The sequence below is a fragment of the Janthinobacterium sp. PLB04 genome, from assembly GCF_021165895.1.
Taxonomy (GTDB): Bacteria; Pseudomonadota; Gammaproteobacteria; order Burkholderiales; family Burkholderiaceae_D; genus Janthinobacterium; species Janthinobacterium lividum.
Map to the genome: position 1 here is coordinate 5,865,085 of NZ_CP088968.1, position 13,595 is coordinate 5,878,679.

The following is a 13,595-nucleotide window of genomic DNA, read 5'->3' on the forward strand; positions in this document are numbered from 1 at the left end:
TTTTTGTGGGGTGCTACGGCGCCGGTTCGACCGTCACCCAATACCGCGTGCGGCTGCGCACCTGCACCGGCAGCGAGTTGGGCAGCATGTTCAAAATGCGCTGGGTGTCGGCCAGCGGGAACACGCCCGACAGGCGCAGCTGGGCCACTTGCGGCGCGCAGTCGATCACGCCGGGGCGGTAACGGGCCAGGTCGGCCAGGAAATCGCCCAGAGTCACGTCGTCGACGATCAGCTGCCCGCGCGACCAGGCGTCCGCATATGCACCGATGGCGTGCGGCACGTCTGGCGCCTGACGGGAAAATGCCACGCCGTGCCCGGCCGCCAGCAGCAAGGGCGCGCCGATGCCATCGCGGGGGCGGATTTCAACGGCGCTTTCAAACACGTCCACCGTGCTGTAGTCATCCTGCTGGCGCACGGAAAAGCGCGTGCCCAGCGCGCGCACCAGGCCTTCGCGCGTGGCCACTTCCAGCGGCGCGTCGCTGCCGATGCCGTGACCGCTGACGACGAGGATTTCGCCGGCCAGCAGCTCGATCAGGCGGCGACTGGCGTCGAAACGCACATTCACGGCCGAATCCGTATTCAAGCTGAGTACGCTGCCATCGTCCAGCACTATCTCGCGCCAGTCGCCCGTGGCCGTGCGGTAGTCGGCACGCAGGACGCGCACGCCATCCCAGGCGCCCGTCTGCGCGGCCAGCATGCCGCCGCCGGCCGCCACGCCCAGCCACGCCAGCAACTGGCGCCGCTTGCCGTTGACGGCTTTCTGCTGCGTACCCGCCAGCGCCTGCGCGGCCGCACCGCGGTGCAAGCCGCGGAACCGCTGCGACACCGCTTCGATATGCTGCCAGGCCAGTTCATGCTCAGGGTCGGCTTCGCGCCAGCACTGCCAGGCGGCGTGTTCCTGCTCGCTGGCCTCGTCCGACATCAATACGGTCAGCCACTCGGCCGCCTGCAGCTGCACTTCCTCGCCGATGGCCGCAGCGGCCGCGGGTTCTGCCACCGTGCTCATGCCGGCAGGGAGAAAAACACCTGGCGGTTGGCGCGCGTCAGGTATTGCTTGACCGAGCTGGCCGATACGTTCAGGCGCGCGGCGATCTCGGCGTAGCTGAGGCCTTCGAGCTGCGCCAGCAAGAACGCCGTGCGCACGGGACCCGGCAAGCCGTCGAGGGCCACATCGATCTGCTGCAAGGCTTCCAGCGCCAGCAGCCGTTCTTCCGGCGCGGGCGCCACCTCGGGCGGCAGGCAGGCCAGCGCCTCCAGATAGGCGTCTTCCAGCACCTGCCGGCGGTAGCGGTGCGCCACCAGACGCCGCGCGATGGTGGCGAGAAAAGGCCGCGCCTCGCGGATCTGCGGCGCCGTGCCGTTGGTCAGCACGCTGATGAAGGTGTCTTGCGCCAGGTCCGCCGCCTCGCCCGCATTGCCCAGCTTATGCCGCAGCCAGCCCTGCAGCCAGCCATGATGGCTGCTGTAGAGCGCGTGCAGGTCTTGTTGCTGTGCAAAATCGGCGGCCGACATGGCATCCCTTTCCGCTCAGGCGTACGGCACCCGAGAATGTAAATAAGAATTATTCTCATTTTAACCGTGTTTTTGACTTTCATGCAATCGCGGCATTGCCAGAAATACCAACTAATTCAAAAGCAGGCCAACCGCCAGGCGATGCAGCGCAGGACCGCCAGCCAACCGCGATAAGGTAAAATGACGGCCATCGTCCGGCTTTCGCCGCCCACTCCCAAGCTTTTCATTGCAGGTTCATCATGCTAGATAATCTCACCCAACGGCTTGCCAAAGTCGTCAAGACCATGCGCGGCGAGGCGCGCCTGACCGAGGCGAACACCGCCGACATGCTGCGCGAAGTGCGCCTGGCGCTGCTCGAAGCCGACGTCGCCCTGCCCGCCGTGCGCGAATTCATCGCCAAAGTCAAAGAAAAAGCCATGGGCGAGGATGTCATTTCCTCGCTCACGCCAGGCCAGGCCCTGGTTGGCGTGGTACAGCGCGAGCTGGCCGCCCTGATGGGCGCCGACCTGGGACCGGAAGCGTCGCAGATCAGCTTTGCGCAGCAGCCGCCCGCCATCATCCTGATGGCCGGTCTGCAGGGTGTGGGTAAAACCACCACCGTCGGCAAGCTGGCGAAATACCTGAAGGAAGAAAAGAAGAAGAAAGTGCTGACCGTCTCGGCCGACGTGTACCGTCCCGCCGCGATCGCCCAGCTGCAATCGGTCACCGCCCAGGTAGGCGCCGACTTCTTCCCGTCTTCCAGCACGGACAAGCCGGTCGATATCGCCCTGGCCGCGCTGGACTGGGCGAAAAAGCACTACCACGACGTGCTGATCATCGATACGGCGGGCCGCCTCGGTATCGACGAAGAGATGATGCGCGAAATCGCCGCCGTCCACGGCGCCGTGAAACCGATCGAAACCCTGTTCGTCGTCGACGCCATGCTGGGCCAGGACGCCATCAACACGGCGAAAGCGTTTAACGATGCGCTGCCGCTGACCGGTATCGTGCTGACCAAGCTCGATGGCGATGCGCGCGGCGGTGCGGCCCTGTCGGTGCGCCACATCACGGGCAAACCGATCAAGTTTGCCGGCGTCTCGGAAAAACTCGACGGTCTGGAAGCATTCGACCCGACCCGCATGGCCAACCGCATCCTCGGCATGGGCGACATCCTCGCCCTGGTGGAAGAGGCGCGCAAGGGCGTCGACAGCAAGGCGGCGGCCGACCTGGCGCAAAAAATCAAGGTCGGCGGCAAGTTCGACATGAACGACTTCAAGGCGCAGCTGGGCCAGATGAAGAAAATGGGCGGCATGGCCAACCTGATGGACAAGCTGCCAGCCCAGTTCCAGCAGGCGGCAGGCGGCAAGAACATGGATCAAGCCGACAAGCAGGTACGCCGCATGTGCGGCATCATCGACTCGATGACGCCGCAGGAACGCGCCAAGCCTGAACTGATCAAGGCCACGCGCAAGCGCCGCATCGCCGCCGGCGCCGGCGTGCAAGTGCAGGAAGTGAACCGCATGCTGACGCAATTCGAGCAAATGCAGACGATGATGAAGAAATTGTCGGGCGGCGGCATGATGAAGATGATGCGCTCCATGAAGGGCATGATGCCCGGCATGAGGTAGTGGAAGGCTTCAAAATCCGCTGCGCGGGGCGCTTTGCGGCCGGCGATGCTCACCGTACTTCAGTACGGTTGCGCTTCCCGGCCACAGATACCATCCGCTCGCTGTGATTTTGAAGGCCTTTTTTACGCCGCGTGAGACGTAGTTCAAGTCAAGAAACACCGTTATAAAATCATGCCGGATTGCATTTTCATGGCGTCCGGCATCATTTCCTTGCTCCCCGCAGTACCCCTCCCCGCATAGCCAGCAACCATGCCATTTACGGGCAAAAACGCCGTTCTGCGCCCCCAAGCGGTGCGCCCGGGCGACAGCATGGTCATTTCCCTGCTTTTTCCTCGTGAAAACGTGAAAAACACTTGCATACAAGGTAAATCCACACCAATATTAGCCGTGCGATTAATTGCGCAATTTCCCATGTGTTTGTTAAGGAGGCTCGAAGATGGCAACAGCCAAAAAAACCCCAGTAGCAGCGCCAGCCAAAGCAGCAGCAGCCAAGCCTGCAGCCGCCAAGAAAGCAGCACCCGCAGCCAAAGCAGCAGCTAAACCAGCAGCGGCGAAGAAAGCGGCAGCACCGGCAACACCACGCAAGCCAAACGCAGCATTCATGAAAGCAATGACGCCATCGAAAGAGCTGGCCGCCGTTGTTGGCGCAGCACCACTGCCGCGCACGGAAGTGACCAAAAAGGTATGGGATTACATCAAAAAACTCGATCTGCAAGATCCGGCCAACCGCCGCATGATCAATGCGGACGACAAGCTGAAAGCAGTTTTCGGCGGCAAAGCCCAAGTCTCCATGTTTGAAATGACGAAACTGATCTCCGATCATTTGAAATAATCAGATACGCACAGGGCGTTCCGCGCCGTGTGAGTGCCCCGCCGCATCACTGCGAGCGGGGCATTTTTTTGGGGTCAGACCCTGTCGGGTCTGACCCCGGCCGTTGCGGTGGGTTTAAAAACGCATAAAACCCGGCACATACCGAGATCAGACGAGGACGGTCCCACAGGGTCAGACCTCAAACCATCACCCTGCCGGCTTGAACTCCCACTGCCGCCACGCCGCCCTTACCGCATTCGGATACTCGGGCCTTCCCCGGCTGCCGTTATACCGCCCCAGCGCCAGGTACAAGTCGCCCTTTTCCATATCCAGGTACATGCGCAGGATGGCGCAGCCGTAGCGCAGATTCGTCTGCATGTGGAACAGCTTGCTGCGGTCGCTGTCGCCGATGACGCCCGTCCAGAACGGCATCACCTGCATGTAGCCGCGCGCGCCGGCCAGCGAGACGGCGTATTTGCGGTAGGCCGACTCGACCTGGATCAGGCCCAGCACCAGGGCCGGTTCCAGGCCCGCGCGGCGCGCTTCATACCAGACGGTTTCCAGGAATTCCGTGCGCAGCTGCGCATCCGGCAGCTTGCGCTGCAGACGTTGCGACATCTGCGCCAGCCATTGCTGGTAGCGCTGCAAGTCGGCGGGAGTGGCAAATTTGGGTTGCGGCGGGCGCTCGTCGCGGATCGCGTGCGACAGGGCCAGGCGGACGGAGTCGGCCAGCGCCTCCTCCTTCTGGTTGCCAGCCTGCGCAAAGGGAGCGCAGGCCAGGCCAGCGGCCAGCGCGAGCGCGCCAGCCGTTTTACTTACAGATATGCGCTTCACTGCGCCATTTTGCCCTGGATGAAGGCGACGATCTCGTCCGGCGCCACGCCGGTGGCTTCCGCATCGCGGCGGCCCTGATATTCCAGCTTGCCTTCTTTCAGGCCGCGCTCGCCGATGACGATGCGGTGCGGCACGCCAATCAGCTCCCAGTCAGCAAACATGGCGCCAGGGCGCAAGCCGCGGTCGTCGACGATGACGTCCACGCCGGCGCCTTGCAGGGCCGCGTACAGCTTCTCCGTCTCTTCCTTGACCAGTTCGCTGCGGTCCATGCCCATCGGGCACAGCACGACTTCAAACGGTGCGATCGACGCTGGCCAGATGATGCCCTTGTCATCGAAGTTCTGTTCGATGGCGGCGCCCAGGATGCGCGTCACGCCGATACCGTAGCAACCCATCTGCAGCGGCGCAGGCTTGCCGTTTTCGTCGAGGAAGGTGGCTTTCATGCTTTCCGAGTACGCCGTGCCCAGCTGGAACACGTGGCCCACTTCGATGCCGCGCTCGATGGCGAGCGTGCCCTGGCCGTCCGGCGACGCGTCGCCGGCGACGACATTGCGCAAATCGGCCACGATGGCTGGCTCGGCCACGTCGCGGCCCCAGTTGGCGCCCGTGTAGTGGAAACCGGCGTCATTCGCGCCGCAGACGAAGTCGCTCATGTGGGCGACCGTGCGGTCCGCCACGACGGTGACGGGGGCGCGGGTAGCAATCGGGCCCAGGTAGCCGGGAATGGTGCCGTAGACTTCCAGGATTTCCGCTTCCGTCGAGAAACGGTGGCCGGCCAGGCCGGCAACCTTGCCGACCTTGATCTCGTTCAATTCATGGTCGCCGCGCAGCAGCAGCATGAAATGCTGTTTCGTGACTTTTTCATCCTTGCCAACGGTTTCCACCGTCAGGGCGATGGTTTTCACGGTCTGCGCCAGGTCGATACCGAGCAGGGCCGCCACGGTTTCGCACTTGACGGTATCCGGCGTGGCTGTTTTCGTCAGCGCCTGGGCCGCGGCCGGACGCTCGCCCGCTGGTGGCAGCGCTTCGGCCGCTTCCATGTTGGCGGCGTAGTCGGACGTCGGGCAGTACACGAGCGCGTCTTCACCCGTGTGGGCGATGACGTGGAATTCATGCGAACCGGAACCGCCGATGGCGCCGTTGTCGGCGGCCACGGCGCGGAATTGCAGGCCGAAACGCGTGAAGATGCGCGTGTAGGCGTCAAACATGACCTTGTACGACGCCTGCATGCCAGCCAGGTCGCGGTCGAACGAGTACGCATCCTTCATGGTGAATTCACGGCCGCGCATCAGGCCGAAACGTGGGCGGCGCTCGTCGCGGAACTTGGTCTGGATGTGATAAAAGTTCAACGGCAACTGGCGGTAGGACTTGATTTCCGTGCGCACGACGTCGGTGATGACTTCTTCCGATGTCGGCTGGATCGCGTATTCGCGGCCGTGGCGGTCTTTCACGCGCATCAGTTCGTCGCCCATCTTGGTCCAGCGGCCCGTCTCTTGCCACAGTTCGGCTGGCTGCACGAGCGGCATCAGCAGTTCGATGCCGGCGGCTTTGTTCATCTCGTCACGGATGATGGCTTCCACCTTGCGGATCACGCGCAAGCCCATCGGCATGTAGGTATAGATGCCGGAACCGAGGCGTTTGATCATGCCTGCACGCATCATCAACTGGTGGCTGACGATTTCCGCGTCAGAAGGTGCATCTTTAAGTGTGGAAATAAAAAAACGGGAGGCGCGCATAACGGTGAATTCTTTTTAAAAAGAGAGGGTTATAATCAACCTAATTTTAAAGGATTAGCTGGCTGATGCGTCCATACTTTACACAAATGCGCTCAATTGGTGCGATTCCGGCGCTTTTCGCACCCCGAAAAGGTCACCGGCTTGCGAAGTTGTGGGTAATTATGTAAAAAAAGACGCACTGTCGCAGAAAGTTTGAGGTGCATTATGCTCGACCGTGAAGGGTTTCGGCCCAACGTCGGCATCATCCTGCTAAACGCCCAGAACGAGGTGTGGTGGGGCAAGCGGGTGCGCGAGCACTCATGGCAGTTTCCGCAAGGCGGTATCAAATATGGCGAAACACCGGAACAAGCCATGTTTCGCGAACTTGAAGAGGAAATCGGACTCAGACAGGAACACGTCAAAATTGTCGGCCGCACCCGCGACTGGCTGCGCTATGAGGTGCCAGACCACTTCATCAAGCGCGAGATTCGTGGCCATTACCGTGGCCAGAAGCAGATTTGGTTTCTGCTGAGAATGTGCGCGCGCGATAACGACGTCAATCTGCGCCTGACCGACCATCCCGAGTTCGACGCCTGGCGCTGGCATGAATACTGGGTCCCGCTCGATGTCGTCATTGAATTTAAACGCGATGTCTACCAGCGTGCCTTGCAGGAGCTGTCCCGCTTCCTGACCTGGCCCGTGCATGGCAACGCACAGCAAGCGCACCGCCACACGTCGCGCTACCTGCGCCAGCCCCATGCGCCACGGGCACAGGATGGTACGGCACTGGCCAAGCCTTGCGACGGCATTGCCGCCGAAGGGTGTACGCCGGAGCTGATTTTGCCAGGCAAGGAGTAGTCCGCCGCACCATGAACGCACTCTCCCACGCAAAAGGGGCAGCCTGAACAGGCTGCCCCTTTTTTCATGCAGGCAGGAAACTCCCCTGCCGGTCAGGCCGACTTAGTTTGCTGCCGGCGCTGGCGCAGCGGCGGGAACGTCCAGGGTAATCGCTTTGAGACCCAGGATATTGCTGCTGTAGTGGCGAATCTTGTTGGCCAGAGCCGGATCATTGTTCAGCTTTTGACCGTACGACGGCACCATTTCCACCATCTTGGCTTGCCATTCCGGCGTAGCCAGGCGGCTCTTGAATGCCGTTTGCAGCACCTTGATCATGATCGGCGGCGCGGTCGAGGCGCCTGGCGATGCACCCAGCAGGGCAACGATGCTGCCATCGGCGGCGCCGACGACTTCCGTACCGAACTGCAGCAAGCCGCCTTTGACAGGATCATCCTTGACGATCTGCACGCGCTGGCCCGCGTTTTGCAGGGTCCAGTCTTCCATCTTGGCGTTCGGCAAGTATTCGCGCAGGGTTTTCAAACGGTCTTCCGGCGTGTTCATGACCTGTTCGACCAGGTATTTCGTCAGCGGAATATTGTCATAGCCGGCTTGCAGCATGGGTTTCACATTGCCCGTGCCGATCGAGGCAGGCAAATCGATCCACGAACCGTTTTTCAGGAACTTGGTCGAGAAGGTGGCAAACGGGCCAAACAACAGGGCTTTCTTGCCATCGATGATGCGCGTATCGAGATGCGGCACGGACATCGGCGGCGAACCGACGGATGCCTTGCCGTAGACCTTGGCCGCATGCGCCGCCACCAGTTCCGGATTGGTCGTCACGAGCCACTGGCCGCCGACCGGCACGCCGCCGTAGCCCTTGGCTTCAGGAATACCCGATTTTTCCAGCAGAGGCAGCGAACCGCCACCGGCGCCGATGAAGACGAACTTGGCGCGCATGGTCTTTTCCTTGCCGGCGTTCAAGTCTTTCACCGTCACGTTCCATACGCCATCGGCGCCGCGCTGGATGTCTTCCACCTGGTGGCGCAGGTGCAGGACCATGCCGTGGCTGTCCGTCAGGTATTTCACGAGGCCGCGCGTGAGATTGCCGAAATTGACGTCGGTACCGATTTCCATGCGTGTCGCGGCCACTTTCTGGCCCTTGTCCCGCCCTTGCATGACCAGCGGTGCCCACTGTTCGATCTGCGCCTGGTCTTCCGAGAACAGCATGCCCTTGAACAGGTTTTCCTTTTGCAGCGCGGCATAGCGCTTCTTCAAGAAGGCAATATTGTCGTCGCCCCAGACAAAGGCCATGTGCGGCACGTTGTTGATGAAGGTTTGCGGCGCGCCCAGGTGCTTGTTGGCTACCTGATAAGCCCAGAATTGCTTGGAAATTTCGAATTGCTCGTTGATGGCAACGGCTTTCTTGGTCTCGATGCTGCCATCGGCCGCTTCCGGCGTGTAGTTCAGTTCAGCAAATGCCGAGTGGCCCGTGCCCGCGTTGTTCATCGCATCCGAGCTTTCGGCGGCCACCGAATCGAGGCGCTCGACCATTTCCATCGTCAGCGACGGATCGAGTTCCTTGAGCATGCTGCCCAGGGTGGCGCTCATGGTGCCGGCGCCGATCAGCAGCACGTCGACCGGTTTTTCGGACGAGGCCGGAGGGGTCTTGTCACATGCCGCCAGGATCAGGCACGACATCAAAAGTAATAGCGATTTACGCATGGGTAACTCCGTTATGAATACTGAGGGTTGGTTCTTCCAGGCCACCCGGGCGGCAAGCGCAAGATCATCGGAAAATGGCTATCCCTCCAGCGCAAGAACGGCCGGATCAAGGGGCAACGATGGTGATGACGCATGCATGCAGCCGCCGCGCCGCAGCTTGCGGCAGCGATGGAGTGGCGATGGTGCGGACAAGGAAACACGGCGCCGCTGCTGTTTTGGCCCTCGCGCGGGGCAAAACTCACAACACGGCGATTGTCTATAGCAAATATCAAGAACAGCGATTTTATCACCGTTATTTGCCCTTGCCGGGCCGCCAGGATCGTGGATAACACTTACTGTGGAGTATTAATTTGGCAGTAACCAGGCGTCAAAAAGCCAGTTGGTGCAGGAATGCACGGAGCAAGAAACGGATGGCAAGCCCCCATCCATCATGGTCTGATAACGCTTTGACCACACCGGAGCCTGACCATGTCTTTTCGTATCCGCGGCCTGTCGCCCGCCCCTTTCCTGGCCTGTTTCGGCCTGCCCGACGCCGAACTGGCCGCGCTGGGCATTATCCGCCATGTGGTCGACAGCCAACCCGGCTACCCGGACCGCATCGAACTGCGCGACGCGGCGATCGGCGATACGGTGCTGCTGCTGAACCATGTCTGCCAGGATGCGGACACGCCCTACCGCGCCTCGCACGCCATCTTTATCCGCGAGGGCGCCACGCAAGCCTATGACGCCGTCGACCAGGTGCCGGAATCGATGCGCATCCGGCTGCTGTCGCTGCGCGGCTATACGGAAGGTGGGATGATGGTCGATGCCGACGTGGTGGAAGGCACGGCCATTGAAACCGTGATCGCGCGGCTGTTTGAGAACCCGGCTGTCAGCTATATCCACGTGCACAATGCCAAACGTGGTTGTTATGCGGCCAGGATCGACCGGGCCTGAGAACTTATTACGGCTACGCGGTACAATGCCGGCTGCCCTTTAGCCATAGTCCTTCAGCCATGTTCAACCCTTCTTCCGACGATGTTCGCCGTTTCTTTTGTGAAACATTGCGCAAGCATCGCGCCCATGAAATCCTCACGCCGATGGAAGCCATCGCGCTCGACTGGATCCTGGAACACCCCGAGTATGAAAGCGAGCTCTCCGACGTCGAGGCGGCGCTGGCGCGCGATTACTCCGTCGAAGGCGGACAAGCCAATCCTTTCCTGCACCTGTCCATGCATCTGTCGATCACGGAGCAGGTGCAGGTGGACCAGCCGCGCGGCATCCGCCCGGCCGTCCAGCAGCTCACCCAGCGCCTCGATTCGGCCCATGCCGCCCAGCACGAAGTGATGGAATGCCTGGGCCAGATGATCTGGGCTTCGCAACGTTCGGGCTTGCCGCCGGACACGGACGCCTACATCGACTGCGTGCGCCGCCGGTAGGAACACCTGTCAAAACCTGCTGCGCATCGCGCTTTGCGGCCTGCGATGCTCACCGTACTAGAGTACGGTTGCGCTTCTTAGCCACAAATCGCTGCCGCTCGCTACGGTTTTCCCAGGTGTTGTGCCAGTACTACCTCACATCGGTTTTGCCGACTGCTTCATGCGCTGAGGCAAGGCCTGTGCAGGCCCTCTTCCCAGCAACCCCAGCACCACCTGCAGCGCCATGGCGATGGCGCCGACGATGAATACCACGTCGCCGAAGGTGCGTATCCAGCGCAGGTTCTGCAACAGCGGCTGCTGCATGAATTCCTCGCTGCGCGCATACCACAGACCCTCCGTCACGCTGGCGTGGAACTGGATGATGCCAATCGGCAGCAGGCTGGTAAAGATCATCAGCACCAGGCCCGCGTTCAAGCCCCAGAACGCCGTCTTCATCAACGCAGGGCTGAAACGGTAGTCGGGCCGCAAATAGCGCAGCACCAGCAAGGTAAAGCCCAGCGCCAGGAAGCCATACACGCCGAACAGTGCCGCATGCGCATGCACGGGGGTCGTGTTCAGGCCCTGGATATAGTACAAGGCCACGGGCGGATTGATCATGAATCCCAGCACGCCCGCGCCCAGCATGTTCCAGAAGGCGACGGCGACAAAGCACATCATGGGCCAGCGCAGGTTTTCCATCCATGACGCGCGTTCCTTCAGGCGCCAGTTTTCCCACGCTTCATGCCCCAGCACGATCAGCGGCACCACTTCCAGCGCGCTGAAGCTTGCGCCGATGGCCATCACGGGCGTGGTGGTGCCGGCAAAGTACAGGTGGTGGAAGGTGCCGGGTATCCCGCCCAGCATGAACAGCGAGGCCGATGCCAGGCTGGCCGTCGTGGCCATGCGCACCGACACCAGGCCCAGGGTCGAGAAGATGAAGGCCAGCGCCGTCGTGGCGAACACTTCGAAGAAGCCTTCCACCCACAGGTGCACCACCCACCAGCGCCAGTATTCCATCACCGACAGATGCGTGCGTTCGCCGTAGAACAGGCCGGCGCCATAGAACAGGCCGATGGCGCCGACGGACGCGGTCAGGAGCGCCAGCAGGTTCTTGTCGCCGCCCGGCTTGCGCAGGGCCGGCACCACGCCGCGCAGCATCAACACCAGCCACAGCAGGATGCCGATATATTTGCCGATTTGCCACAAACGTCCCAGGTCCACATATTCATAACCTTGATGGCCGAGCCAGAAATTCCACTCGGGCGGCATCACTTGCGCAATGGCCAGGTAGTTGCCGATGAAGGAGCCGACCACCACGGCGACGAGGGCCCAGAACAGCACATCGACGCCCAGACGCTGCCACTTGGGATCCTTGCCGCCATTGATCAGGGGCGCGAGGAACAGGCCGGCAGCCAGGAAGCCCGTGGCGATCCAGAACAGCGCGGCCTGGATATGCCAGGTGCGCGTGAGCGCATACGGGAACCAGCGCGACACGTCGATGCCGTAGAACTGCTGCCCTTCCACCGTGTAGTGCGCCGTAAAGCCGCCGATGAAGACCTGGAAGGTGAACAGCGCCACCACCAGGAACAGATATTTTCCCAGTCCCCGCTGCGAAGGCGTCAGGGCGAACGTGGTGAGCGGATCGCGCGGGCCGGCGGCCGGCAGCGCTTCGTCGTGGTCGCGCAAGAAGGCCCAGCCCCAGACGAGGAAGCCCACGCCGGCCAGCAGCACCACCACGCTGGCGACCGACCAGACGAGGTTTTCGCCGCTGGGCTGGTTGCCGATCAGCGGTTCATGCGGCCAGTTGTTCGTATAGGTCACTTTCTGGCCAGGACGTTCGGTGGCGGCGGCCCACGCCGTCCAGAAGAAGAACTGCGTCATCTGCGCGCGCCGCTCGGCACTGGGCAGGGTGTTTTCCTTCATGGCGAAATGCTCGCGGCTTTTTTGCAGCGCCGGCGCGTCGGAGAACAGCTGGTCGTAATAGTGCGCCGTGTTGGCGATGGCTTGCACGCGGCGCGGCGACAGGCGCAGCACTTGCGCATCATCGGTACGGTTGCCGCGGTATTCGATCTTGAGCGCTTCGCGCAGCGCCGCCTGCGCGGGGCCGTCAAGCGCCGCGTACGCCTTGCCATGCAGCTCTTGCGCGGCCAGTTCCAGCCAGGCCGTCAGTTCGCGGTGCAGCCAGTCGGCCGTCCAGTCGGGCGCCTGGTAGGCGCCGTGGCCCCAGATGGAGCCCAGCTGCATGCCGCCGACGGATTGCCAGGCCGTCTGGCCGTCGAGGATGCCCTCGCGGTCGAACAGTTGCCGGCCATCCTGCGCCAGCACTTGCGCGGGGATCGGCGGCGCCTGCCGGTAGACTTCCGTGCCGTAGTAGCCGAGCAGCGAAAACGTCACGATCAGCACACCGATCAAGGTGAACCAGAGTTTTTTGTAGGGACCCATGGGTCTTTCCTTTGTCAGTGCACCACGGCCGGCGCAAAGCGCTCGAACAGGATATTGTTTTCAGTATGGATGTGCGCCATCAGGTCTGCACGGAAGGTGCGCAATCCCGTGTACAGCGCGCGCCAGGTAGTGCAGGCGCCGGCCGGCGCGGTGATATCGTTCGTCATCGCCTCCATGGCGCGCAAGGCCACGCCATGATCGTCGTGCTCCATGCGCATCACGTTGATGGGCGCGCCGGCCCGGGGCCCCTGGCCGCGCACGATCATCGGGAACAGCACGTCTTCTTCCTTGCGCATATGGCTTTCCAGCTCCTGCGCCATGGCCGACAGGTGTTCCGCCAGCCCGTGCGGACAGTCGGCGCGCTCGCCATGCACCTGCTCGACCTTGCGTGCCAGGCGTATCAGCTCGGGCAGCTGCTCGCGGTGCACGGCGTGGTAGCGCGCCAGGATGTGTTCCACCAGCTCGGTGGCCGAGGCTTCCTGCCAGTCACGCTCGCCGCTGGTATCTGCGCGCCCTGCCAGCAGCCGCAGTTCCTCGACGATGGGCGCCGTGTCCACGCCGGCCGCTTCGGCCGCTGCGCGCAGGGTCTTGTTGCCGCCGCAGCAGAAATCCAGGCGGTGCGCATCGAACAGGCGCGTGGCGCCAGGGATGCGGCGAGCCAGTTGGCCCAGGGATAGCTCGATCATTTCCATAACAGTTCCTTGATGATGAATAGGGT

13 protein-coding genes are annotated in these 13,595 nt (G+C 62.2%); 5 read left to right on the top strand and 8 right to left on the bottom strand.

Annotated features, from left to right (window positions below):
- Positions 1–13 precede the first annotated feature (13 nt).
- Both LSO07_RS25940 and LSO07_RS25945 read right to left on the bottom strand, forming a co-directional pair.
- The gene (locus LSO07_RS25940; RefSeq protein WP_191909765.1) at positions 14–1,006 is read right to left on the bottom strand and encodes a FecR domain-containing protein; all 993 of its coding nucleotides are present in this window, start codon (positions 1,004–1,006) and stop codon (positions 14–16) included.
- On the bottom strand, positions 1,003–1,512 hold the full coding sequence (locus tag LSO07_RS25945; RefSeq protein WP_070255996.1) for a sigma-70 family RNA polymerase sigma factor: 510 nt from the start codon (positions 1,510–1,512) through the stop codon (positions 1,003–1,005). Before LSO07_RS25945 ends, LSO07_RS25940 begins: the two co-directional genes overlap by 4 nt.
- Before the next feature lie 239 nt (positions 1,513–1,751).
- On the opposite strand from LSO07_RS25945, the gene ffh reads away from it, so the two are divergent.
- The gene (ffh, locus tag LSO07_RS25950) at positions 1,752–3,119 is read left to right on the top strand and encodes a signal recognition particle protein (protein WP_034780269.1); all 1,368 of its coding nucleotides are present in this window, start codon (positions 1,752–1,754) and stop codon (positions 3,117–3,119) included.
- Between the two features lie 161 nt (positions 3,120–3,280).
- On the opposite strand, the gene LSO07_RS25955 is transcribed toward ffh, so the two are convergent.
- The gene (locus LSO07_RS25955; RefSeq protein ID WP_143451043.1) at positions 3,281–3,478 is read right to left on the bottom strand and encodes a hypothetical protein; all 198 of its coding nucleotides are present in this window, start codon (positions 3,476–3,478) and stop codon (positions 3,281–3,283) included.
- 77 nt (positions 3,479–3,555) lie between these two features.
- Here LSO07_RS25955 and LSO07_RS25960 point away from each other — a divergent pair, with 77 nt between their 5' ends.
- Positions 3,556–3,951 carry an SWIB/MDM2 domain-containing protein gene (locus tag LSO07_RS25960; protein ID WP_071653383.1) on the top strand — a complete coding sequence of 132 codons (396 nt, stop codon included), beginning with the start codon at positions 3,556–3,558 and terminating at the stop codon, positions 3,949–3,951.
- A 186-nt stretch (positions 3,952–4,137) separates the two neighbouring features.
- On the opposite strand, the gene LSO07_RS25965 is transcribed toward LSO07_RS25960, so the two are convergent.
- Both LSO07_RS25965 and LSO07_RS25970 read right to left on the bottom strand, forming a co-directional pair.
- Positions 4,138–4,764, bottom strand: coding sequence for a lytic transglycosylase domain-containing protein (locus tag LSO07_RS25965; RefSeq protein WP_151097040.1), 627 nt, complete (start codon positions 4,762–4,764; stop codon positions 4,138–4,140).
- Positions 4,761–6,500, bottom strand: a complete 1,740-nt coding sequence (locus tag LSO07_RS25970) for a proline--tRNA ligase (protein WP_092607771.1) — start codon at positions 6,498–6,500, stop codon at positions 4,761–4,763. The genes LSO07_RS25965 and LSO07_RS25970 overlap by 4 nt, the downstream gene beginning before the upstream one ends.
- Positions 6,501–6,704: 204 nt before the next feature.
- Here LSO07_RS25970 and LSO07_RS25975 point away from each other — a divergent pair, with 204 nt between their 5' ends.
- Complete coding sequence (locus LSO07_RS25975) at positions 6,705–7,337, top strand: RNA pyrophosphohydrolase (protein WP_034780273.1); 633 nt, start codon at positions 6,705–6,707, stop codon at positions 7,335–7,337.
- Between the two features lie 102 nt (positions 7,338–7,439).
- Here the strand turns inward: LSO07_RS25975 and mqo are convergent, their stop codons facing one another.
- Positions 7,440–9,038, bottom strand: a complete 1,599-nt coding sequence (gene mqo / locus LSO07_RS25980) for a malate dehydrogenase (quinone) (protein ID WP_034780274.1) — start codon at positions 9,036–9,038, stop codon at positions 7,440–7,442.
- Positions 9,039–9,506: 468 nt separating this feature from the next.
- Here mqo and LSO07_RS25985 point away from each other — a divergent pair, with 468 nt between their 5' ends.
- Positions 9,507–9,974 (top strand): DUF1203 domain-containing protein, encoded by a 468-nt coding sequence (locus LSO07_RS25985; RefSeq protein ID WP_034780275.1) that lies wholly within the window; start codon positions 9,507–9,509, stop codon positions 9,972–9,974.
- Positions 9,975–10,033: 59 nt separating this feature from the next.
- The gene (locus LSO07_RS25990) at positions 10,034–10,456 is read left to right on the top strand and encodes a DUF1841 family protein (protein ID WP_077408521.1); all 423 of its coding nucleotides are present in this window, start codon (positions 10,034–10,036) and stop codon (positions 10,454–10,456) included.
- A gap of 135 nt (positions 10,457–10,591) precedes the next feature.
- Here the strand turns inward: LSO07_RS25990 and LSO07_RS25995 are convergent, their stop codons facing one another.
- Together LSO07_RS25995 and ytfE are read right to left on the bottom strand one after the other, a co-directional pair.
- Positions 10,592–12,877 (bottom strand): nitric-oxide reductase large subunit, encoded by a 2,286-nt coding sequence (locus tag LSO07_RS25995; RefSeq protein ID WP_151097042.1) that lies wholly within the window; start codon positions 12,875–12,877, stop codon positions 10,592–10,594.
- 14 nt (positions 12,878–12,891) lie between these two features.
- Positions 12,892–13,569, bottom strand: coding sequence for an iron-sulfur cluster repair protein YtfE (gene ytfE, locus LSO07_RS26000; RefSeq protein WP_092607756.1), 678 nt, complete (start codon positions 13,567–13,569; stop codon positions 12,892–12,894).
- Positions 13,570–13,595: the final 26 nt, after the last annotated feature.